Origin of the sequence: Cellulomonas dongxiuzhuiae, from assembly GCF_018623035.1 — a bacterium.
Taxonomy (GTDB): Bacteria; Actinomycetota; Actinomycetes; order Actinomycetales; family Cellulomonadaceae; genus Cellulomonas; species Cellulomonas dongxiuzhuiae.
The window spans coordinates 928,383-949,671 of the sequence record NZ_CP076023.1; the positions used below are offsets into that span (position 1 = coordinate 928,383).

The 21,289-nt window shown below is 74.7% G+C and carries 20 protein-coding genes and 1 tRNA gene; 18 read left to right on the plus strand and 3 right to left on the minus strand.

The features are described 5' to 3' along the window. The first annotated feature begins 50 nt into the window (after nucleotides 1-50). The 17 genes from KKR89_RS04220 (at nucleotide 51) to KKR89_RS04300 (ending at nucleotide 18,502) form a co-directional block, all read left to right on the plus strand. The gene (locus KKR89_RS04220) at nucleotides 51-1,307 is read left to right on the plus strand and encodes a PQQ-dependent sugar dehydrogenase (protein WP_208198005.1); all 1,257 of its coding nucleotides are present in this window, start codon (nucleotides 51-53) and stop codon (nucleotides 1,305-1,307) included. Nucleotides 1,308-1,473: 166 nt separating this feature from the next. Further along, nucleotides 1,474-1,641, plus strand: a complete 168-nt coding sequence (locus tag KKR89_RS04225; protein ID WP_208198006.1) for a hypothetical protein — start codon at nucleotides 1,474-1,476, stop codon at nucleotides 1,639-1,641. Between the two features lie 52 nt (nucleotides 1,642-1,693). Continuing rightward, a complete protein-coding gene (locus KKR89_RS04230; protein WP_208198007.1) occupies nucleotides 1,694-2,842 on the plus strand; it encodes a PH domain-containing protein in 1,149 nt (382 codons plus the stop codon). 9 nt (nucleotides 2,843-2,851) lie between these two features. Beyond that, entirely contained in the window at nucleotides 2,852-4,639 is a 1,788-nt protein-coding gene (gene metG / locus KKR89_RS04235) for a methionine--tRNA ligase (protein ID WP_208198008.1), read from the plus strand. A 3-nt stretch (nucleotides 4,640-4,642) separates the two neighbouring features. Beyond that, entirely contained in the window at nucleotides 4,643-5,584 is a 942-nt protein-coding gene (locus KKR89_RS04240) for a TatD family hydrolase (RefSeq protein WP_208198009.1), read from the plus strand. A gap of 150 nt (nucleotides 5,585-5,734) precedes the next feature. Beyond that, nucleotides 5,735-6,931, plus strand: a complete 1,197-nt coding sequence (locus tag KKR89_RS04245) for an aggregation-promoting factor C-terminal-like domain-containing protein (protein ID WP_208198010.1) — start codon at nucleotides 5,735-5,737, stop codon at nucleotides 6,929-6,931. Between the two features lie 258 nt (nucleotides 6,932-7,189). Beyond that, nucleotides 7,190-8,473, plus strand: coding sequence for a resuscitation-promoting factor (locus KKR89_RS04250; RefSeq protein WP_251141012.1), 1,284 nt, complete (start codon nucleotides 7,190-7,192; stop codon nucleotides 8,471-8,473). Nucleotides 8,474-8,644: 171 nt separating this feature from the next. Then, nucleotides 8,645-9,631 carry a ribosomal RNA small subunit methyltransferase A gene (locus tag KKR89_RS04255; RefSeq protein WP_208198011.1) on the plus strand — a complete coding sequence of 329 codons (987 nt, stop codon included), beginning with the start codon at nucleotides 8,645-8,647 and terminating at the stop codon, nucleotides 9,629-9,631. Beyond that, nucleotides 9,628-10,566 (plus strand): 4-(cytidine 5'-diphospho)-2-C-methyl-D-erythritol kinase, encoded by a 939-nt coding sequence (locus KKR89_RS04260; RefSeq protein WP_208198012.1) that lies wholly within the window; start codon nucleotides 9,628-9,630, stop codon nucleotides 10,564-10,566. Before KKR89_RS04255 ends, KKR89_RS04260 begins: the two co-directional genes overlap by 4 nt. 2 nt (nucleotides 10,567-10,568) lie before the next feature. After that, nucleotides 10,569-12,017: a sensor histidine kinase gene (locus KKR89_RS04265; RefSeq protein WP_251141013.1), complete on the plus strand. Its 1,449-nt coding sequence runs from the start codon at nucleotides 10,569-10,571 to the stop codon at nucleotides 12,015-12,017. Continuing rightward, the gene (locus KKR89_RS04270) at nucleotides 12,014-12,673 is read left to right on the plus strand and encodes a response regulator (protein WP_208198014.1); all 660 of its coding nucleotides are present in this window, start codon (nucleotides 12,014-12,016) and stop codon (nucleotides 12,671-12,673) included. Before KKR89_RS04265 ends, KKR89_RS04270 begins: the two co-directional genes overlap by 4 nt. Before the next feature lie 131 nt (nucleotides 12,674-12,804). Continuing rightward, on the plus strand, nucleotides 12,805-13,713 hold the full coding sequence (locus tag KKR89_RS04275; RefSeq protein ID WP_208198015.1) for an ABC transporter ATP-binding protein: 909 nt from the start codon (nucleotides 12,805-12,807) through the stop codon (nucleotides 13,711-13,713). Then, on the plus strand, nucleotides 13,713-14,828 hold the full coding sequence (locus tag KKR89_RS04280; RefSeq protein WP_208198016.1) for an ABC transporter permease: 1,116 nt from the start codon (nucleotides 13,713-13,715) through the stop codon (nucleotides 14,826-14,828). The genes KKR89_RS04275 and KKR89_RS04280 overlap by 1 nt, the downstream gene beginning before the upstream one ends. Before the next feature lie 130 nt (nucleotides 14,829-14,958). Next, a complete protein-coding gene (locus KKR89_RS04285) occupies nucleotides 14,959-15,753 on the plus strand; it encodes a TrmH family RNA methyltransferase (RefSeq protein WP_208198017.1) in 795 nt (264 codons plus the stop codon). 93 nt (nucleotides 15,754-15,846) lie between these two features. Next, complete coding sequence (locus tag KKR89_RS04290; protein WP_208198018.1) at nucleotides 15,847-16,317, plus strand: SRPBCC family protein; 471 nt, start codon at nucleotides 15,847-15,849, stop codon at nucleotides 16,315-16,317. A gap of 7 nt (nucleotides 16,318-16,324) precedes the next feature. Then, nucleotides 16,325-18,160, plus strand: coding sequence for an ABC-F family ATP-binding cassette domain-containing protein (locus KKR89_RS04295; protein ID WP_208198019.1), 1,836 nt, complete (start codon nucleotides 16,325-16,327; stop codon nucleotides 18,158-18,160). A gap of 3 nt (nucleotides 18,161-18,163) precedes the next feature. Then, entirely contained in the window at nucleotides 18,164-18,502 is a 339-nt protein-coding gene (locus KKR89_RS04300) for an ArsR/SmtB family transcription factor (RefSeq protein ID WP_251141014.1), read from the plus strand. Nucleotides 18,503-18,535: 33 nt separating this feature from the next. On the opposite strand, the gene KKR89_RS04305 is transcribed toward KKR89_RS04300, so the two are convergent. Together KKR89_RS04305 and KKR89_RS04310 are read right to left on the minus strand one after the other, a co-directional pair. Then, nucleotides 18,536-19,054 (minus strand): MarR family winged helix-turn-helix transcriptional regulator, encoded by a 519-nt coding sequence (locus KKR89_RS04305; RefSeq protein ID WP_208198020.1) that lies wholly within the window; start codon nucleotides 19,052-19,054, stop codon nucleotides 18,536-18,538. Nucleotides 19,055-19,128: 74 nt separating this feature from the next. After that, complete coding sequence (locus KKR89_RS04310; RefSeq protein ID WP_372438596.1) at nucleotides 19,129-19,767, minus strand: TetR/AcrR family transcriptional regulator; 639 nt, start codon at nucleotides 19,765-19,767, stop codon at nucleotides 19,129-19,131. A gap of 93 nt (nucleotides 19,768-19,860) precedes the next feature. Between KKR89_RS04310 and KKR89_RS04315 the strand changes: the two genes are divergently transcribed. Continuing rightward, nucleotides 19,861-19,932 (plus strand) — tRNA-Gln (locus tag KKR89_RS04315). Nucleotides 19,933-19,953: 21 nt separating this feature from the next. Here KKR89_RS04315 and KKR89_RS04320 read toward each other — a convergent pair. Further along, nucleotides 19,954-21,237 (minus strand): MFS transporter, encoded by a 1,284-nt coding sequence (locus KKR89_RS04320; protein WP_251141015.1) that lies wholly within the window; start codon nucleotides 21,235-21,237, stop codon nucleotides 19,954-19,956. Between the last annotated feature and the right edge of the window lie 52 nt (nucleotides 21,238-21,289).

The window sequence follows — 21,289 nt, forward strand, 5'->3', positions numbered from 1 at the left end:
GCCGGGCCGGGACGGCTGCGGCCGGTGCCGGGGACGGGCACAGTGGTGCCGTGGGAGACGGCCGGAGGACCTGCGGGGCGTGGCGACGCGCGGCGCTCGGGCGTGCGGCCCCCGTCCTCGTCCTGGCCCTGCTCGTGGTCGGCTGCTCGCCCGACGCCCCCGACCCGCCGACGACCTCCGCGGCAGCGCCGGCGCCGCCGTCCGCCACGACGCCGGTACCCCCGCCCGACGCGGCGACCGCGCCTGCGGTGCGGGACGTCCCGACCGTCACGGTGGCGTCCGTGCAGGACGTCGTGACGGGGCTGGACGCACCGTGGGGGCTGGCGTTCCTGCCGGACGGGCGCGCGCTGGTGACGCTGCGGGACGCGGCTCGGCTCGTCGTCGTCGGGGCCGACGGGTCGCTGACGGACGTGACCGGCCCGGGTGCCGACGAGATCGCGACGGCCACGGTGCCGCGCGGCGAGGGCGGCCTGCTCGGCGTGGCCGTGGTCCCGGGTGCCGGTTCGGCGGGCCCCGTCGACGTCACCGTGTACCTGACGTCCCGCCAGGACAACCGCGTCCTGCGCGCGACGCTCGACGGCACGACGCTCGGGCCCGCGCGCGTCCTGCTCGAGGGCATCCCGAACGGCACGAACCACAACGGCGGGCGCCTGGCCTTCGGCCCGGACGGCTTCCTGTACGTCACGACGGGCGACACCTACACGACGCGGCTGGCGCCGGACCCGGGCAGCCTCGGTGGCAAGGTGCTGCGCGTGACGGCCGACGGCGCGCCCGCGCCCGGCAACCCCGACCCGTCCTCGCCCGTGTGGACGCGCGGGCACCGCAACGTGCAGGGCATCGGCTGGGCGCCCGACGGGCGGGCCTTCGCCGCGGAGTTCGGCCAGGACACCTGGGACGAGCTCAACGTGCTGCACGCGGGCGCCGACCACGGCTGGCCCGCGGTCGAGGGGCAGGGCGGCGCGGCGCAGGGGTACGCCGACCCGGTGGCCGTGTGGGCCACGTCGGAGGCGTCGCCGTCGGGCCTCGCGGTGACCGACGAGGGCGTGTACCTCGCCGGCCTGCGGGGCCGCACGCTGTGGCGCGTCCCGCTGCGGCCGGTCACCGCCGCCGCGCTCGACGACCCCGCCGCCGACGCGGCCGGGATCGGCACGCCGCAGCCCCTGCTGGCGGGCGAGCACGGCCGGCTGCGGGCCGTCGAGGTCGCCCCCGACGGCTCGCTGTGGGTGCTGACGAACAACACCGACGGCCGCGGTGATCCGGAGCCCGGGGACGACCGCGTCCTGCGCGTCACCGTGAGAGCGGACTGAGAGTCGCGGCTCTCCCGGCGTGTGCGGTTCGGGAGAATCGTCCGGGTCGGTACTGTGTGCGCCGTCCGACGGTCGTCCCGCGGCTCGTCGGTGACCGGCCGGACGACGATGGCGGCGGTGATCACCAGCACGACACGCGACGACGAGCACACGACAGGGAGCCGACATGCCGGCGAGGGCCAAGAGCATCCTCATGTGGATCGTCGTGATCTTCCTCATCTACGCCGTGGCGACGAACCCCGACCGTGCGGCGTCGGTGGTCGAGGGCATCGGGGACTTCGTCTACAGCGTGTTCTCGGGCTTCGCGCGCTTCTTCAGCAACCTGGCGGACTGACGGACCGCGCCGCGGCGACGTCGCGGCGCGACGACGGGCGGGAGGTGACGACGTGACGACGGACCACGCGACCCGCATCGTCATGTCCCACCGGCTGCTGCGCCGGTACGTGCTGCCGAGCGAGCGCGTCGTCCTGGCGACGCGGCGGCACTGGGCCAAGCTCCTCGAGCCGGCGCTGGTCGCCGCCGGGGTGTTCGCGGTCTGCGGCTGGCTGACGTACGTGCTGCAGCCGACCGTGGGGGACGGCGCCCTCGTGGTGTGGTGGCTGTGGCTCGCGGCGCTCGCGAGGTTCGGGTGGTACCTGCTGCTGTGGCGCGTGGAGTGGTTCGTCGCCACCGACAAGCGGATGCTCCTGCTGACCGGGCTCGTCACCCACCAGGTCGGCATGATGCCGCTCATGAAGGTGACGGACATGCGGTACTCGCGGTCCGTCCTGGGGCAGATGCTCGGCTACGGCCAGTTCCTCCTCGAGTCCGCGGGGCAGGACCAGGCGCTGCGGCAGATCGGGTGGGTGGCGCGCCCGGACGCGACGTACCGCGACCTGTGCGCCCTGATCTTCACGCCCGTCACGACGCCGCCGTCCGACGGCGAGGACGACGCCGGCCCGCGCCCGTCGCACCGCGGGCGCCTGCGCCGTCCCGACGGCCCGCCCCCGTCGGTGCCCCCGGCACGCGTGCCGTCGCGCGAGGCCGGTGCCGTCGCGGTCGCGGAGGCGCCCACGACGACGCCCGCGGGCGGGACCCGCGAGGTCGGGGACCCGCGCCGCGTGGCCGCGGGCGGCCGTGCCGGTGACGGGCCGCCGGACCGGTGGGCGGAGCCCGTCGTCGTGTGGCCGACGCGCGAGCGCCCGTTCGAGCCGGACGACACCCAGCCGCTGCGTCTGCGCACGCCCGACGAGACCGACGACGTGGACGTCCCGCCCGACGAGGACGTCGCCACCCGGCGCCGGCTGCCGCCCACGCTGGCGGAGGCGGAGGAGGACGGCACGTCGGTCGAGGCCGAGGCGATCGCCGGTGAGGAGGCCCTGCGCCTCGACGAGGAGGAGGCCCACGAGCGGTCGTGGGACGTCTCGGAGGGGACCGCGCGGTTCGTCGACCTGGGCCGGCGCGGGTGGCGCGAGGACGTCGAGGCACCCGAGGAGCCGGCCGAGCCGCGTCCGGAGCGCGGAAACCCGGACGGCGACGAGGGACGTCGCACCTAGGATCGACCCATGTCCCGCATCCTGTCGGCCGTGGCCTGGCCCTACGCCAACGGCCCCCGCCACATCGGTCACGTCGCCGGCTTCGGCATCCCCTCCGACGTCTTCAGCCGGTACATGCGCATGGCGGGCCACGACGTGCTCATGGTCTCGGGCACCGACGAGCACGGCACGCCCATCCTCGTGCAGGCCGACAAGGAGGGCGTGAGCCCCCAGGAGCTCGCGGACCGCTACAACCGCGTGATCGCCGAGGACCTGACGGCACTCGGGCTGTCGTACGACCTGTTCACGCGCACCACCACGCGCAACCACTACGCCGTGGTGCAGGAGATGTTCCGCACGGTGCACAAGAACGGCTACATGATCGAGCGGACCACGAAGGGCGCGGTGAGCCCGTCGACGGGCCGCACGCTGCCGGACCGCTACATCGAGGGCACGTGCCCGATCTGCGGCTACGACGGCGCGCGCGGCGACCAGTGCGACAACTGCGGCAACCAGCTCGACGCGATCGAGCTCATCAACCCGAAGAGCAAGATCAACGGCGAGACGCCGAAGTTCGTGGAGTCCGAGCACTTCTTCCTCGACCTGCCGGCGTTCGTCGACGCGCTCGGGGACTGGCTGCGCACGCGCACCGAGTGGCGCCCGAACGTCCTGAAGTTCTCCCTGAACCTGCTCGACGACGTGCGTCCGCGCGCCATGACGCGTGACATCGACTGGGGCATCCCCGTGCCGCTCGACGGGTGGGAGCAGAACCCGACCAAGCGTCTGTACGTGTGGTTCGACGCGGTCATCGGGTACCTGTCGGCGTCGATCGAGTGGGCGCGGCGCAGCGGCGACCCGGACGCGTGGCGCCAGTGGTGGAACGACCCCGAGGCCCTGTCGTACTACTTCATGGGCAAGGACAACATCACGTTCCACTCGCAGATCTGGCCGGCCGAGCTGCTGGGCTACGACGGCAAGGGCTCGCGCGGCGGGGAGCCCGGCGCGTACGGGTCGCTCAACCTGCCGACCGAGGTCGTCTCAAGCGAGTTCCTCAACGTCGAGGGCAAGCAGTTCTCGACGTCGCGCGGCGTGGTCATCCTCGTCCGCGACATGCTCGCGCGCTACCAGCCCGACGCCCTGCGGTACTACATCTCGGTCGCCGGTCCGGAGATGCAGGACGTCGACTTCACGTGGGCGGAGTTCAAGCGCCGCACCAACGACGAGCTGGTCGCGGGCTGGGGCAACCTGGTCAACCGCACGGCGAGCATGGTGCACAAGAACTTCGGCGAGATCCCCGCACCGGGGCACCGGCTGCCCGTCGACGAGGCGCTGAGCGCCGAGATCACGACCGCCTTCGGCCGCGTCGGTGAGCTCGTCGGCGTCCACCGGCAGCGGCAGGCGCTCCAGGAGGCCATGCGCGTCGTGACGGAGGCGAACCGGTACGTCTCGGAGACCGAGCCGTGGAAGCTCAAGACCGACCCCGAGCGTCTGGCGACGGTGCTGCACACCACGACGCAGGCCGTGAGCGACCTCAACACGCTGCTCGCGCCGTTCCTGCCGCACTCCGCGCAGCAGGTCCACGAGGCGCTGGGCGGCACGGGGACGTTCTCGCCGCAGCCCCGCATCGAGGAGGTCACCGACCTCGACGACGACAGCCGGCACTACCCCGTCATCACGGGCGACTACACGTCGGTCCGCGGGACGTGGCAGCCGAAGGCGGTCGTGCCGGGCACGAAGGTCGACAAGCCCACGCCGATCTTCACCAAGCTCGACGACTCCATCGTCGAGGAGGAGCTCGAGCGGCTCCGGCAGCCCTGACCCGTGGCCCGCAAGCGTCGTGAGACGGGCTGGCCGCCGTCGCCCGAGCCCCTGCCGTCGCCCGTCGTCGACAACCACACGCACCTCGAGTCGGTGGTCGGCTGGCGGGCGGGCGGCTGGGACGGCGACGTGGACGACGCCGCGGCGACGCCCCCGGACGTCGCCGCGCACGTGGCGCGCGCGGCGGCCGTCGGCGTGACCCGCATGGTGCAGGTCGGCTGCGACCTCGACGCCGTCTCCTGGACCGACGCGGCCGTGCGGGCCCACCCGGCGCTGCTGGGGGCCGTCGCGATCCACCCCAACGAGGCGGTGCTGCACGCGGGCGTCCGCGAGGTCGCACCGGACGGGCTCGAGCCCGACCCGCAGCCCCGGCACGACGTGCCGCTCGACGAGGCGCTCGCCGCGGTCGCGGCCGTCGCACGCGCGAACCCGCGCGTGCGGGCGATCGGGGAGACCGGCCTGGACCACTACCGCGCCGGGCCCCGGGGCCGCGAGGTCCAGCGCGAGGCCTTCCGGGCGCACGTCGCGCTCGCCAAGGAGCTCGGCCTGGCGCTGCAGATCCACGACCGGGACGCGCACGACGAGGTCGTCGACGTGCTGCGTCGCGACGGCGCGCCCGAGCGCACGGTGTTCCACTGCTTCTCGGGCGGGACCGGCCTGGCGCGCGTGTGCGCCGACGAGGGCTGGTACTGCTCCTTCGCGGGACCCGTGTCCTTCCCCGCCAACGAGGAGCTGCGGGCGGCGCTGCGGCTGCTGCCTGCCTCGCTCGTGCTCGTCGAGACCGACGCGCCCTACCTGACGGTCCACCCGCACCGGGGTCGGCCCAACGCGCCGTACCTCTTGCCGGGGACGGTGCGCACGGTCGCCGAGGCCACCGGCAGGTCGCTCGCCGAGGTGTGTGCGCAGGTCAGTGCCGTCTCGGTGGGGGTGTACGGCGACTGGTGAGCCGTCGCGGCGTGCGCCCCCCGCTGGTCGCGAGGGTCACGAGTCGGTTACGGTCTGTCCCGGCAGCCGTGCTGCGCCCGTCAAGGGCGGGGCTCCGGGTGCCGAAGAGAACTTCAGGGCAGCGTCCCTCCCGCCGACCCGAAGGACACCGTGACCGGTCACGACCAGGTCTCCGGCCGCCGCGCGGCACGCGCGCGCGACCGGGCCGCCCGCACCGCCGCGCAGGCGGTCGTGCTCGCGCTCGTCGCGGGCGGGACCACCGCGTTCGCCGCGATGCACAAGGACGTCACCGTCGACGTCGACGGGCGTGAGGTGCAGGTGCAGGCCTTCGGTCGCACGGTGGCCGACGTGCTCGACGCGGGCGGCATCGAGGTGTCCCAGGGTGACCTCGTCGCACCGGGGCTCGACCAGCCGGTGGCGCGCACGGGTCAGGTGGTCGTCCGGCACGGCCGCGAGATCGCGGTCGAGGTCGACGGGCAGGAGCGCACGGTCTGGACGACGGCGCTGACGGTGGGCGAGGCGGTCGAGGAGCTCGGGCTGCGGGACGGGGTGCGCCTGTCGGCGTCGCGCTCGGCGAGCGTCGGGCGTGACGTGCTGCGGGTCTCGACGCAGAAGACCGTGCACCTCGTGGTCGACGGGCAGGTCATCGACGGCGTGACGAGCGGCTCGACCGTGCGGGACGCGCTGCGCGAGATCGGGCTCGTGCTCGAGGAGGCCGACCAGGTCTCCGTGCCGCTCGACGCGGCGGCCGTCGACGGCCTCGTCGTGCTGGTCACGCGCGCGGCCACGTCCGGTGAGACCGTGACCGAGGCGGTGCCGTTCGCGGTCCAGGAGATCGAGGACCCGACGCTCGTCAAGGGCAACCGGGTCGTGCAGTCGACCGGGCGCGCCGGGCAGCGCACGACGACCTACGCGCTCGACGTGGTCGGTGGCGTGGTGGTGGGCCGCACCGTGCTCGCGTCGGTCGTCACCGTGCCGCCCGTCGACCAGGTGACGCGCGTCGGGACGGCGGAGCTGCCGGACCCGGCGACGGTCGCCGTGGAACCGGGGACGGCGCAGGCGATGGGCAAGGAGATGGCCGCGGCCCGCGGCTGGGGCGACGACCAGTTCGCCTGCCTGCTCTCGCTGTGGAACAAGGAGAGCGGCTGGCGCTGGAACGCCGAGAACAAGTCCTCGGGCGCCTACGGCATCCCCCAGTCGCTGCCGGGCTCGAAGATGGCGTCGGTGGCCGACGACTGGCGGACGAACCCGGCTACCCAGATCACCTGGGGGCTGAACTACATCGCCGGTCGGTACGGGACTCCCTGCGGCGCGTGGGCGCACTCGCAGGCCAAGAACTGGTACTGACCTCCACGTTCGTTCCACGACGGCGCGTCGCCTGCGGCGCGCCGTCCGTGCTGTGACCTTCGTCTCCGCTCGCAGGGGTTGGAACTGTCGCCGTAAATCCGTTACGGTCGCGTGTCGCTATTGCACGAAAGGGTGAGAGCCCGGCCGTTCAGGTGACGCACGGTCGGCCGTCCCACGGCCACCGCGACCGCCGGATCGGGGATCCCTCCGTGGCGGACGTCCGGGTGCTCGTCACCGCGGAGCGTCCCGCCTCTCCCTGTGCCCGGTCTCGACGACGGCTGGAGCCTCGTGCAGTTCTTTACCCGCCACACCGGTCCGACGTCGTCGGCGGCATCGTCCGCCACGGCACCGCAGCCCGACGCCGGACCGGAGCAGGGTCCCGCGGCCCGCGCGTCGCGCCGCCGCTGGCCGCTCGTCGCCGCTGGCACCGCCGTGCTGGTCGTCGCCGCCGGGGGCACCGCCTACGCGCAGGCCCACAAGACCGTCGCGCTCGACGTCGACGGCGAGGTCACGCGTGTCAGCACGTTCGCCGGCTCGGTCGACGGGCTGCTCGCCGACCAGGACGTCGAGGTCGGTGACCGCGACAGCGTGTCCCACCAGGGCGCTCTGGCCGACGGTGCCGAGATCGTCGTGCGGCACGCGACCGCGCTCGTCGTGATGATCGACGGCAACCGTCAGGTCGTCTGGACCACCGCGCTCAGCGCCGACGAGGCGCTCGACACGCTCGCCGACCGCGCCGGTTCGGTCGCCCTCGTCGCGTCGCGCTCCGCCGACCGCGCCGAGCTGCCGCTCGACCTGGCCCTGGACGGCCGCGCCGAGGTGCTGGTCGACGGGACCGTGCTCGACGTCCCCGAGGCCGACGCCACGGTCGGCGAGGTCCTCGACGGGCTCGCGGTCGTGCTGCAGCCGCTGGACCGCGTCCAGGTGCAGCGCTCCGGCAACGGGGTCGTCCAGGTGGTCGTGCAGCGCGTCGTGGTGCAGGACGTCGCGACGATGTCGGAGGTGCCGTTCACGTCGCGCACCGAGGACGACGCGAGCCGCTTCACCGGCCAGAAGGTCGTCGCGCAGGCCGGCGTGCCGGGCGTGCGCACGGTCGTCGAGCGCGTGACCACGGTCGACGGCGTCGAGGAGACGCGCGAGCCCGTCAGCGACGGCATCACGCAGGGTCCGGTCGAGGAGATCGTCAAGGTCGGCACCAAGGCGCGCCCCGTCGCCCCGGCCCCGGCGCCCGCCGCGTCGTCGGCCCGTTCGTCGTCCGGCTCGTCCGCCGCGGCCGGTCCCATCGCCGCCGGCGGCAGCGCGGACTCGCTCAACTGGGCCGCGCTGGCCAGGTGCGAGTCCGGCGGCCGCCCGGACGCCGTGTCGTCCACCGGCAAGTACCACGGGCTCTACCAGTTCTCGGTCGCCACGTGGCAGGCCGTCGGCGGCGCGGGTCTCCCGTCGCAGGCCTCCGCCGACGAGCAGACCGCCCGCGCGAAGATGCTCTACAACCGCTCGGGCGCCGGCCAGTGGCCGCACTGCGGCAAGAACCTCTTCGGCTGACGCACCACCGAGGGCTGGATCGACCTCTCCGAGGCCGATCCAGCCCTCCCCCCTTCCTGTGAGAGAGCGATCCAGTTCGCCACGGTGAGCCGTGCCTCAGCTGGATTGCTCTCTCGCGCCCGGGGTGGGGTGGGAAGGGGGTGGGTCGGGGGGGACGTAGGCTCGGTGGCCATGTCGGCGATCACCCTGCTCGGGCCCGCGGAGATCCGTGCGCTCGCGCAGCGCGCCGGGATCCGGCCCACCAAGACCCTCGGTCAGAACTTCGTGCTCGACGGCGGGACGGTCCGCAAGATCGTGCGCCAGGCGGGCGTGACCGCGGGTGAGCGGGTCGTCGAGGTCGGGCCCGGGCTCGGGTCGCTCACGCTCGGCCTGCTCGAGGCCGGTGCCGACGTGGTCGCGGTCGAGATCGACCCCGTGCTCGCGCGCCTCCTGCCCGGGACCGTCGCCGCCCACGTCCCCGGCCTCACGCTCGACACCGACACCGACACCGACGTCGGCACCGACGCGGCCGGTGCCCCCGACGCGCCGGCCCCGGTCGTCGTGCTGCGGGACGGCGACGGCCGCGCGCGCCTGACCATCGTGACGCAGGACGCCCTGACGGTGACCGAGCTGCCGGGGCCGGCGCCCACGGCGCTCGTCGCCAACCTGCCGTACAACGTCTCCGTCCCCGTGCTCCTGACGTTCCTCGAGCGGTTCGACTCGCTCGAGCGCGGGCTCGTCATGGTGCAGGCCGAGGTCGCCGACCGGCTCGTGGCGCCCCCGGGCAGCCGCACGTACGGCGTGCCGTCGGCCAAGGTCGCCTGGTACGCGGCGGCCCGCCGCACCGCGACCGTCGGACGTGCGGTGTTCTGGCCCGCACCGCACGTCGACTCCGCGCTCGTGCGTCTCGACCGCCGCGAGCCCCCGGCCGCCACCGTGTCGCGGCAGGAGGTGTTCGCGGTCGTCGACGCCGCGTTCGCGCAGCGCCGCAAGATGCTGCGCTCCGCCCTCGCCGGCGTCGCGGGGTCGTCCGCGGCGGCCGAGGTCGCCGTGCGGGCGGCGGGCCTGGACCCGCAGGTGCGCGGGGAGCAGGTCGACGTCGTCGGGTTCGCGCGGATCGCCGAGGCGTTGCACGCTGCACGGCCCGTGCCGTCCGGACCTGGCACAGTGGCCCCGTGACGCTGACCCCCCTGGACGACCTCCCCGAGCGCGCCGTGCGCGTGCGCGCCCCCGGCAAGGTCAACCTCTCGCTGCGCGTCGGCCCGCGGGCCACCGACGGCTACCACCCGGTGTCGACCGTCTTCCAGGCCGTGTCGGTCTACGAGGAGGTCGTCGCGACGCCTGCCGAGGAGTTCGGCGTCAGCGTGAGCGGCCCGCAGTCCGAGGCCGTGCCGACGGACGAGACCAACCTGGCGCTGCGCGCCGCGCGGGCGGTGGCCCGGCGTACCGGTGTCGACGACGCCGTGCACCTACACCTCGTCAAGGGCGTGCCCGTGGCCGGCGGGATGGCCGGCGGGTCGGCCGACGCGGCGGCCGCGCTCGTCGCGTGCGACGCCCTGTGGCGCACCGGGCTGACGCGGGACGAGCTGCTGGAGCTCGCGGCCGAGCTGGGGTCCGACGTCCCGTTCTCGCTGGTCGGGCACACCGCCGTGGGGCAGGGGCGCGGGCACCTGCTGACGCCGGCGCTCAGCCGAGGCGAGTTCCACTGGGCGTTCGCCGTGCAGGACCGCGGGCTGTCGACGGCCGCCGTCTACGGCGCGTACGACGAGCTGCGCCACCCGGACGTGGCACCGCTGGACGACGAGCAGGACGTCCCGCTCATGCAGGCGCTGCTCGCGGGCGACCCGGCCGCGCTCGGTGCCGCGCTGCACAACGACCTCGAGACCGCCGCCCTGGAGCTCGACCCCGGCCTGGCGGAGCCGCTCGCCGTCGCGACGGACGCCGGCGCCCTCGGCGTGGTGGTCTCGGGCTCCGGCCCGACGGTCGCGGCGCTCACGCGCAGCAGGAAGCACGCGCTCGCGGTCGCCGCGGCCTTCACCGCCTCCGGCGTGGCCGACCGCGTGCTGACGGCGACCGGACCCGTCGCCGGCGCGCGGGTCGTCACCGCGGAGTGAGCGTGGACGTGTCGACGACGGACGCGGGCGCCGGTGCGGTGGGCGTCGTCCGCCCGGCGGGTGCCGGGCAGGTCGTGCCGGTCGTGCCGTCGGACCCCGACGCCCCGGGCTGGGTGCGCCCCGCGCCGGACCGTGACGCCCTGCGCTGGGACGCGCTGCTGGCCGGTGCGCTCTACCTGGGTGCGCTGCTGTCGATGGTCCTCGCGCGGGTCGCGGGCATGTACGAGGAGCCGGCACCGGGATGGCTCGGCGCGCTCCTGCTCGCGGCCGTCACCCTCCCGCTCGCCGTGCGCCGCCGGTGGCCGAGCGTCGTGCTGTGCGTCGTGGCCGCCGCGTTCATCGGCGCGCAGGTCCTGTACGTCCCCGAGACGCTGGTCTCCAACATCGCGCTGTTCTGCGCGATGTACACGGTCGGCGCCTGGGAGACGGACCGCCGCCGCGCCACCACGGTCCGCGCGGTCGTGGTCGTCGCGATGATCGTGTGGCTCTTCGTGGCCCTGTTCTGGGTGGCGACCGACCCGGAGACGGCCGAGCACCTGCCGGACCAGGCGGGGGTGTTCTCGCCGTTCGTGTCGTTCACGCTGCTGCAGCTGCTGACCAACGTCCTGTACTTCGCCGGCTCGTGGTTCTTCGGCGAGCACGCGTGGCGCTCGTCGCGCGAGCGGGCACGCACGGCGTGGCGCACGCACCTGCTGGTCGTCGAGCGGCGGCGCGCGGAGGAGCAGGCCGTCGCGCTCGAGCGCCTGCGCCTCGCGCGCGAGCTGCACGACGCGGTCGCGCACCACGTCTCGCTCATGGGCGTGCAGGCCGCGGCCGCGCGCACCGTCCTGGCGTCGGACCCGGTGCGTGCCGCGGACGCGCTGGGCCACGTCGAGGAGGCCGCGCGGGAGGCCGTGCGCGAGCTGCACGGGATCCTGGGCATGCTGCGCGACGCCCCCGGCGCGACCGGCGGCGGGGCGGCCGGGGCGTCGTCCGACGACGCGCTCGCGTCCCTCGACGTCGGGGGCCTGCCGGGGCTCGTCGAGCGGGCGCGGGCCGGCGGGCTGCAGGTCGTGTACCAGGAGGTCGGCGAGCCGCACCGGCTGCGGCCGTTGGCGTCGCTCAACCTGTACCGGATCGCGCAGGAGGCGTTGACGAACACGCGCAAGCACGCCGGGCAGGGTGCGCGCGCCGACGTGCGGCTGCGCTGGCTGGCCGACGACGTCGAGCTCGAGGTGTCCGACGACGGCGGCACGGGGCGCCGCACGGGTGCGGTCCCGTCGTCCGGGCTGGGGATCGTCGGGATGCGCGAGCGGGTGGCCGCCGACGGCGGGACGTTCGAGGCGACGCGGCGCCGGTCCGGCGGGTTCGTGGTGCGGGTGCGGCTGCCGCTGGCGGTGTCGGACCCCCGCGCGTCCGGCCGCCGGGGACAGGTGCCGGACGGCCACCTCGGGACGCAGGAGCAGGGATGACGGCGACCGTGCGGGTCGTGCTCGTGGACGACCAGGCGCTGCTGCGGGCGGGCATCGGCACGATCCTGTCGGCGCACCCGGGCATCGAGGTGGTCGGCGAGGCCGGCACCGGGACGCAGGCCCTCGAGGTCGTGCGCGCGACGCGTCCCGACGTCGTGTGCATGGACGTGCAGATGCCGGACATGGACGGGCTGGAGGCGACGCGCCGCATCGTGGCCGACCCCGACCTGCTCGCGGCGGTCGTCGTCCTGACGACCTTCAACCGCGAGGACTACCTCGTCGAGGCCCTGCACGCCGGGGCGGTCGGCTACCTGCTCAAGACGTCGCGGCCGGAGCAGCTCACGGAGGCCGTCCTGAGCGCCGCGGCCGGTGAGGGGCTGCTGTCGCCGGAGGTGACGCGGGCCGTCATCGCGCGCGCGGTGGCCGACCGTCGACCCGCTCGACCCGCACCTCGACCCGTCGTGCCGCTGACCGAGCGCGAGCAGGAGGTGCTGACGCTGATCGCCCGCGGGCTCAACAACGACGAGATCGCCGCCGAGCTCTTCGTCAGCCGCGCGACCGTCAAGACCCATGTGTCGAACGTGCTGGCGAAGCTGGCGCTGCGGGACCGCGTGCAGGCCGTCGTGTACGCGCACGAGCACGGGCTGACCGGCTGAGGCCTCGCGTCTCCGTCCCGGGACGGAGACGCAGGATCGGCCGGGCGCCTGAGCCCTCGGGCCCGCCCACCGCCTAGCGTCGTTGCCAGGACGTCCGGGGCACCCGGACGGTGACGCGCAGGGGAGGGACGATGCTCGAGCTGCACGGGATCAGCCGGTCGTTCGGCGACCGGCTCGTGCTCGACGACGTGAGCTTCACGGTCGGTCGAGGCAGGCTCACGGGGTTCGTCGGCGGCAACGGCGCCGGGAAGACGACGACGATGCGCATCATCCTCGGTGTGCTGGCGGCGCACGGGGGGACCGTCACGGTCGACGGCGCGCCGGTCGCCGGTGCGCAGCGCGCGCGCTTCGGGTACATGCCGGAGGAGCGCGGGCTCTACCCGAAGATGCAGCTGGTCGAGCACCTGACGTACCTGGCGCGGCTGCACGGCTTCGACAAGCAGGGCGCGGCCGACCGCGCCGAGGCCCTCGTCGAGCGCCTGGGCCTGGCGCCACGCGCGAAGGACCCGGTGGAGAGCCTGTCGCTGGGCAACCAGCAGCGCGCGCAGGTCGCGGCGGCGCTCGTGCACGACCCGGAGATCCTCATCCTCGACGAGCCGTTCTCCGGGCTGGACCCGATGGCCGTCGAGGTCGTGCAGGGCGTGCTCGCCGAGCGTGCCGCGCAGGGCGCGCCCGTCCTGTTCTCGTCGCACCAGCTCGACGTCGTGGAGCGGCTGTGCGACGACCTCGTCATCATCGCGGGCGGCAAGGTCGCGGCTGCCGGGACGCGCGAGGAGCTGCGCACCCGGTTCGGCCAGGAGCGCCACGAGATCGTCGCCGCCGGCGACATGGGCTGGCTGCGGGACGTGCCCGGCGTGCGGGTCGACGAGCTCGCCGCCGGGTCCGCGGTGTTCGAGGCGTCGCAGGAGGTCGCGCAGCACGTGCTGACGTCCGCGCTCACGCGGGGCCCGGTGCACGCCTTCACACCCCTGCGGCCGTCCCTCGCGGAGATCTTCCGCGACGTCGTCGCCGACGAGCCCGACCTGGAAGAGGTGGCCTGATGAACGCCCGAACCCCGGCCCCCACGCCGCTGTCGCTGGGGCGCGCCGCGCTCCTCGTCGCCGAGCGCGAGATCACGTCGCAGGTCCGCACGAAGTCGTTCCTCGTCTCCACCGCGGTGCTCCTGGTGGGTGTCCTCGCGGCGATCGTCCTGAGCTCGTTCCTCGCTGGTCGCGAGAGCGGCGACGTGCCCGTCGCGGTGGTCGAGTCCGTCGCGGGGGAGCTCCCCACGACCGACGGACTGGCGCTGAGCGACGTGCCCGACCGGGCCGCGGCCGAGCAGGCCGTGCGGGACGGCGACGTGGACGCCGCCGTCGTGCCCGGCGACGGACCGCTCGGCGTCGAGGTGCTGGCGATGGACGGTGCGCCGGGCGCGCTCCTGGGCGCGCTCACCCAGGCGCCGGAGGTCGTGCTGCTCGACCCCGCGGCCGCCGACGGCGGCGTCCGCTACGTCGTGACGTTCGCGTTCGGCCTGGTGTTCATGATGTCGGCCATCGGCTTCGGCGCCACGATCGCGCAGAACACCGTGACGGAGAAGCAGACCAGGATCGTCGAGATCCTGCTCTCCGCGGTCCCCGCGCGGGCGCTGCTCGCGGGCAAGATCCTCGGCAACTCGGCGCTGGCGCTGGGGCAGACGGCGGCGATCGCCGCGGTCTCGGTGCTGGCGCTGGTCGTCACCGGGCAGGACGACCTGCTGACGATGATCGGCATGCCCGTCGTGTGGTTCGTCGTGTTCTTCGCGCTCGGCTTCGTCCTGCTCGCCTCGGTGTTCGCCGCCAGCGCGTCCCTGGTCTCGCGCATCGAGGACACCGGTGTCGTGCTGCAGCCCGCGATGTGGCTGACGATGCTGCCGTACTTCCTCATCGTCTTCTTCAACGACAACACGGTCGTCCTGACCGTCATGTCGTACGTGCCGTTCTCGGCGCCGGTCGGGATGCCCGTGCGGCTGTTCCTCGGTGAGGCGGCGTGGTGGGAGCCGCTGCTGTCGCTGGCGGTGCTCGCGGCGGCGTGCGCCCTCGTGATCGCGGTGGCGGCGCGGATCTACGAGCGGTCCCTGCTGCGCATGGGCGCCCGGGTCAAGGTCGGCGAGGTGCTGCGCGCCGGCACCGCGGGCTGAGGACGGGCGCCCCGCGCCGCGGACGTCACAGTGTCACGTGGCGACCCGCGGCGGGGCGCCCGGCCCAGGTGTGGCAGGGTCGGGAGGGTGCAGGCCCCCGCCTGCACATCGAACACCAGGAGATGCACCGATGACCGACGTGATCTCGTCCCGCTCGGACCCGCAGGTCCAGCGGATCGACGACCTCGTGCGCCGCCCGCGGGCGGCCACCCGCACCCTGCTCGTGGAGGACCCGGAGCCGCTCGCGCACGCGCTGACCGCGGGCGTGGAGATCCTCGGGATCTACGCGGTCGAGGGTGCCGACGTGGGCCCGGAGCTGGGCGCGGCCGCCCGTACCCGTGGCGTGACGGTGCAGGAGATCGCCACCCCGCTGTGGAACGAGCTGTTCCGCGGCGACCGCAAGCCCGACGTCGTGGGCGTCGCCAAGACGCCGCGGCCCGCGCAGCTCGCGGACCTCGCGGAGCGCCCGGGCGACGTCGTCGTGCTCGACGGCGTGCGCATCGTGGGCAACATCGGCGCGGCGGTGCGCACGGCGTACGCGCTGGGCGCGGCGGGCGTCGTGCTCGTCGACAGCGACCTGGCGCACCCGCTGGACCGGCGCGTCGTGCGTGCGAGCCGCGGCTACGTGTTCTCGCTGCCGGTGGTGCTGGCGTCCCGCGAGGAGGCCGTTGTCGGCCTGCGGGAGCTGGACCTGCCGAGCGTCGCGTTCGACGCGGGCGGCGAGCTCGTGACGGCGGACCTGGCGGGGCTCGCACAGCGGCTGCTGCTCGTGTTCGGCAGCGAGAAGCGGGGCGCGTCGGCGGAGCTGACGGAGGGTGCGCGGACCGTGTCGATCCCGATGCGCTCGTCGGCGGAGTCGCTCAACGTGTCGGTGGCGGTCGGCATCGCGCTGGGCGCACGCGCGGCGCGCAACCTCGCGTCCTGAGGCGGTGAACCCCGGCCCGGCCCGGCTCTTGACGGGCTGGTCACCGGGCGCAACACTTAGGTAATCACCTAAGTGTTGCGCCCGGAGGTCACCATGAGCACCACCACGTCCCGCTCGACCGTCCACTCGACCTTCGTCGTCGAGCGCTCCTTCGACGTCCCCGTCGCCCGCGTCTGGGAGGCCTTCGCCGACCCCGTCCAGAAGCACGAGTGGTTCGGCACGAGCGACGACTGGACGACCGTCGAGGACACCGACGACTTCCGCGTCGGCGGGACCGCCGTGAGCGAGGGCGAGTTCCACGGGGGCCCGGTCAGCCGGTACGTCGCGACCTACACCGACCTCGTCGAGGCGCAGCGGATCGTCCTGACCTACGACATGTGGCTCGACGGCGCCCACATCTCCACGTCGCTGGCGACCTACGAGCTCGCGGCCGACGGTGAGAACCGCACGTCGCTGCGGTACACCGAGCAGGGCGCCCACCTCGACGGCCTCGACGACCCGGCGGGCCGCGAGGAGGGCATGCGCGGCATCTTCGACACCCTGGCGGCGTACCTGGCAGGCTGAGCCACCTATGTCCCACCTGCTCGGCGCCGACAGCGTCCACCTCACCCTCGGTACCCGCACCCTCCTCGACGGGGTCAGCCTCGGCGTCGACGACGGCCAACGCATCGGCGTCGTCGGCCCCAACGGCGCCGGCAAGTCCACCCTGCTGCGCGTCCTGTCCGGACGGCAGGCCCCCGACTCCGGTCGCGTCACGCGCGTCGGCGGCACGCGGATCGCCCTGCTCGACCAGCGCGACGAGCTCATGGCCGGCACCGTGCTCGAGGCCGTCCACGGTGACGCCGACGCGCACGAGTGGGCCTCCGACTACCGGATCCGCTCCGTGCACGCCGGGCTGCTCGCCGACGTCGCGCTCGACGTGCCGCTCGCGGAGCTGTCCGGCGGGCAGCGCCGCCGCGTCGCGCTCGCCGCCCTGCTCGTGCGCGACGACGAGGTCCTCGTGCTCGACGAGCCGACCAACCACCTCGACGTCGAGGGCGTCGCGTGGCTCGCGTCGTACCTGGTCGACCGGTACGCGCGCGGCGGCGGCGCGCTCGTCGTCGTCACGCACGACCGGTGGTTCCTCGACGCCGTGTGCACCCGCACGTGGGAGGTCCACGACGGCGTGGTCGACCAGTACGAGGGCGGGTACGCCGCGTACGTCCTGGCCCGTGCGGAGCGCGACCAGCAGGCGGCGACCGTCGAGACCAAGCGCCAGAACCTGATGCGCAAGGAGCTCGCGTGGCTGCGGCGCGGCGCGCCGGCACGGACGTCCAAGCCGAAGTTCCGCATCGACGCCGCGTCGGCGCTCATCGCCGACGAGCCGCCGCCGCGCGACTCGCTCGCGCTCGCCCGGACCGCCACCGCGCGCCTCGGCAAGGACGTCCTCGACCTCGAGGACGTGACGTTCACGCTGCCCGACGGCCGCGTCCTGCTCGACGACGTGACGTGGCGCCTCGGCCCCGGGGACCGGTACGGCGTCGTCGGCGTCAACGGCGCCGGCAAGACGACGCTGCTGCGCCTGCTCTCCGGGCGCGCGACCCCCACGTCGGGACGCGTGAAGCGCGGCAAGACCGTGCGCGTCGCCGAGCTGCGCCAGGACGTCGAGGACCTCGACGAGCTCGCCGGCCTCAACGTCGTCGAGGCCGTCGAGCGCGAGAAGCGCACCGTGGTGGTCGGCGGCAAGGAGCTCACCGCGGCGCAGCTCGTCGAGCGGCTCGGGTTCACGCGCGAACGCGCCCGCACCCTCGTGCGGGAGCTGTCCGGCGGCGAGCGCCGCCGGCTGCAGCTGCTGCGCCTGCTCGTCGCCGAGCCCAACGTGCTGCTGCTCGACGAGCCCACCAACGACCTCGACACCGACACGCTCGCGGCGGTCGAGGACCTGCTCGACGGCTGGCCCGGCACGCTCATCGTCGTCTCGCACGACCGGTACCTGCTCGAGCGCGTGTGCGACCGGCAGGTGGCGCTCCTCGGGGACGGCCTGCTGCGCGACCTGCCCGGCGGGGTCGAGGAGTACCTGGAGCTGCGGCGGGCCGCGCTCACGGCGAGCGGCGCGGGCAGCACGTCCGCGGTGGGGACGGCCGCCGCCGCGTCGGCCGCGTCGGCCGCTCCCGCAGGGGGCACCGCGGCGCCGACCGCGCCGGGGCCGTCCGCGGCCGACGTGCGCACCGCCCGCAAGGAGGTGCAGCGCATCGAGCGCCGCCTGCAGCGGATCAGCGCGCTGGAGGCCGACCTGCACGCCCGCATGGCCGCCCAGGCGACCGACCACCAGGCCGTCACCGCGCTGGACGCCGAGCTGCGCGCGCTCGCGGCCGAGCGCGAGGAGCTCGAGCTCGCCTGGCTCGAGGCCGCCGAGACCGCGGGCTGAGCCGTGACCGCGCAGGTGGCGCCCGGCGCGGGCGAGGACCTGGACCGGGTGTTCCAGGCGCTGGCCGACGCCACGCGGCGGGCCGTCGTCGAGCGGCTCGCCCGCGGTCCCGCGTCGGTGAGCACGCTCGCGGAGCCGTTCGCGATGTCGCTGCCGACCGTGGTGCAGCACCTGGGCGTCCTCGAGCGCGCGGGCGTCGTCGTCTCGGAGAAGACGGGCCGCGTGCGGACGTTCCGCCTCACGCCTGACGGCACCGCGACGGCCCGGGCCTGGCTGGACCGCCACCGCCTCCCGGCGGAGCGTCGGCTGGACCGCCTCGGCGAGCACGTCGGCCGCGGCTGACGTCGCCGCGGTGCCTCAGGACGCGGCGAGGCCTCAGGACGCGTCGAACAGGGTGAGCACGTCGCGCAGCAGCTCCGCCAGGCGCTCGCGGTCGGCTTCCGGCAGGTCGCCGATGAGGCCGCGCTCGACGTCCAGGAGGTCGGCGAACGCGTCGTCGACCCGCTGCAGCCCTGCCGGAGTGAGCTGGACGAGGACACCCCGCCGGTCGTCCGGAGACGGCCGCCGCTCGACGAGCCCCTGCTCGGCGAGGCGGTCGATGCGGTTGGTCATGGTGCCGCTCGTCACGAGCGTCTGGGTGAGCAGCGCGCCGGGGGACATCCGGTAGGGCTCCCCGGCCCGCCGCAGCGCCGCGAGCACGTCGAACTCCCAGGTCTCGAGCCCGTGCCGGGCGAACGCGCCGCGGCGCGCGAGGTCGAGGTGGCGCGCCAGCCTGCTGACGCGCGAGAGCACGGTCAGGGGCCGCACGTCCAGGTCCGGTCGCTCGCGCGCCCAGGCGAGGACGATGCGGTCGACCTCGTCGCGGGGCGGGCGGCCGGGGTCGGTCTCGGCCATGGTCGCAACGTTAGTCGACGTCGAGAGACCTGGGCCGCGGGGCCGGTCCCGCCGCGCCCTGACGGACCGCGCCGCTACGGCGTCGTCGGCTTGGTCAGCTCCGGGCGACGCTCGAGCCCCTCGAGACCGTTCCACGCGAGGTTCACCAGGTGGGCCGCGACGTCCGTCTTGCGCGGGCTGCGCGCGTCGAGCCACCACTGGCCCGTCAGCGCGACCATCCCGACGAGCATCTGGGCGTACATGGGCGCCGCGCGCGGGTCGAGCCCCTGCTTCTTGAACTGCGCGCCCAGCAGGTGCTCGACCTGCGAGGCGACGTCGCCGATGAGGGACGAGAACGTGCCGGTGGCCTGCGCGACCGGCGAGTCGCGCACGAGGATGCGGAACCCGTCCTCGGACGTCTCGATGTAGGACAGCAGCGCCAGCGCCGTCCGCTCGACCATGACCTTGGGGTGCCCGCCCCCCTCGAGGGCGCCCGTCAGCGCGGTCGTCAGCGCCTGGATCTCGCGGTCGACGACGACCGCGTAGACGCCCTCCTTGCCGCCGAAGTGCTCGTACACGACGGGCTTGGAGACCTCCGCGCGGGCCGCGATCTCCTCGACCGACGTGTTGTCGAACCCCTTCTCCGCGAAGAGCCTGCGGGAGACGTCCAGCAGCTGCGCGCGTCGCTGGGTGCCGGTCATGCGCGCGCGGGACCGCTTGGAGTCGGAGACCATGAGCGCCATTGTGCCGTGCGGGGCGTCGCGTCGTGCACACCCCCTCGGGCGCCGGTGGGCCGCCGCCCGGGACCTGGCAGACTGAGGCGCCGATCCGCCCTGGTGTAACGGCAGCACGCCGGCCTTTGGAGCCGTGCAGTCCAGGTTCGAATCCTGGGGGCGGAGCCCGTGCCGCGTGGCGTCCGGTCAGGCGCTCGCGGTCCGGTCGCGACGTCCCGACGCCAGCACCGTCACCGCGAACACGACCGGCACGGCCGCGCTCAGCAGCAGGCCCGCCCGCAGGCCCGTCCCCGAGTCCGGCGGGAGCGCCGACGCCAGCCCCGCCAGCGGCCCGCCGGACAGGTCCGCGAGCAGGCCCGTCCCCAGGGGCCCGAACGTGCCGCCCGCGTCGCCTGCGAGCGCGAGCACCGCGAACATGGCGGCTCCGCCGAGCGGGAACCGGGCGGACGTGAGCGAGAACGTCCCGGGCCACATCAGCGCGGTCGCGAGCCCGCAGAGCGCGCACGCGGCCAGGCTCACGACGGGCACGGACGCGGTCGCAGCGACGGCGTAGCAGGCGGCGGCGGCGATACCGGAGGCCGCGAGCAGCGGCCGCAGCGGCACGTCGTGCCCCCACAGCCCGTACGCGGCGCGGCCCAGCCCCATGAGCAGGGCGAACAGCCCCGGCCCCAGCAGGTCCCCGACCTCCTTGGGCACGCCCGTGCCCTGCTCGGCGAAGAACGACGACCACTGCGCCATCGTCAGCTCGGCCGCGCCGCCGGTGGTCATGAGGACGAGCGCGCCGAGGAACAGCGGGGTGCCGAACAGCGACCGCAGGGGCGTGCGGTGCTCGTCGGGCACGGTCGCCGGCATCGGGACACGGAGCAGCACGGCCACGTTGACCAGGGGGACCACGGCCCACAGCACCGGCAGCAGCGGCCACAGGTCGGTGCCGAGCAGCGCGAGCAGGCCGGTGGTCAGCACGACGACCGCGAGCTGGCCCCAGCTGTAGAAGGAGTGCGCCAGCGCCATGCCGGTGGCCTTGGCCTCCGACGGGCTGGGCAGGTGCTCGACGAGCGGAGAGACCAGCACCTCCAGCAGCCCGCCGCCGATGCCGTACACGACGACGGCGAGGCAGAGGCCCACGAAGGGCGAGGCGAGCACGAGCGGCAGGACGGCCAGCAGCACGAGCCCGAGCGCGGCGAGCACGTGCGCCAGGACCATGGGGCGCCGGTACCCGGCGCGGTCGATGGCGCGCACCGCCACGAGGTCGGTCACCAGCTGGACACCGAAGTTCAGGGCGGCCAGCGCACCGAGGTGCGTGACCGGCACGTCGAGCGACGTGTGGAACACGACGAACAGCAGCGGGGCCAGGTTGTTGACGACGGCCTGGACCACGTAGCCCGCGTGGGCGGAGCGGCGGGTGGCGGCGTACGTGAGCGACACGGCGTCCTCGGGTGGTGCGGGGGCGGGGACCGGCCACTGTCGCACGCGGCCACCGACGCCTGACGCACGCGTCTCGCAGGGCGCACCCGCGGGCAGC

What these genes read in the sequence shown, in the direction of transcription:
- KKR89_RS04225 (WP_208198006.1), top strand. Translation starts at nt 1,474, where the DNA reads ATGCCGGCGAGGGCCAAGAGCATCCTCATGTGGATCGTCGTGATCTTC.
- metG (WP_208198008.1), top strand. Translation starts at nt 2,852, where the DNA reads ATGTCCCGCATCCTGTCGGCCGTGGCCTGGCCCTACGCCAACGGCCCC.
- KKR89_RS04255 (WP_208198011.1), top strand. Translation starts at nt 8,645, where the DNA reads ATGTCGGCGATCACCCTGCTCGGGCCCGCGGAGATCCGTGCGCTCGCG.
- KKR89_RS04270 (WP_208198014.1), top strand. Translation starts at nt 12,014, where the DNA reads ATGACGGCGACCGTGCGGGTCGTGCTCGTGGACGACCAGGCGCTGCTG.
- KKR89_RS04275 (WP_208198015.1), top strand. Translation starts at nt 12,805, where the DNA reads ATGCTCGAGCTGCACGGGATCAGCCGGTCGTTCGGCGACCGGCTCGTG.
- KKR89_RS04280 (WP_208198016.1), top strand. Translation starts at nt 13,713, where the DNA reads ATGAACGCCCGAACCCCGGCCCCCACGCCGCTGTCGCTGGGGCGCGCC.
- KKR89_RS04285 (WP_208198017.1), top strand. Translation starts at nt 14,959, where the DNA reads ATGACCGACGTGATCTCGTCCCGCTCGGACCCGCAGGTCCAGCGGATC.
- KKR89_RS04290 (WP_208198018.1), top strand. Translation starts at nt 15,847, where the DNA reads ATGAGCACCACCACGTCCCGCTCGACCGTCCACTCGACCTTCGTCGTC.
- KKR89_RS04295 (WP_208198019.1), top strand. Translation starts at nt 16,325, where the DNA reads ATGTCCCACCTGCTCGGCGCCGACAGCGTCCACCTCACCCTCGGTACC.
- KKR89_RS04305 (WP_208198020.1), bottom strand. Translation starts at nt 19,054, where the DNA reads ATGGCCGAGACCGACCCCGGCCGCCCGCCCCGCGACGAGGTCGACCGC.
- KKR89_RS04310 (WP_372438596.1), bottom strand. Translation starts at nt 19,767, where the DNA reads ATGGTCTCCGACTCCAAGCGGTCCCGCGCGCGCATGACCGGCACCCAG.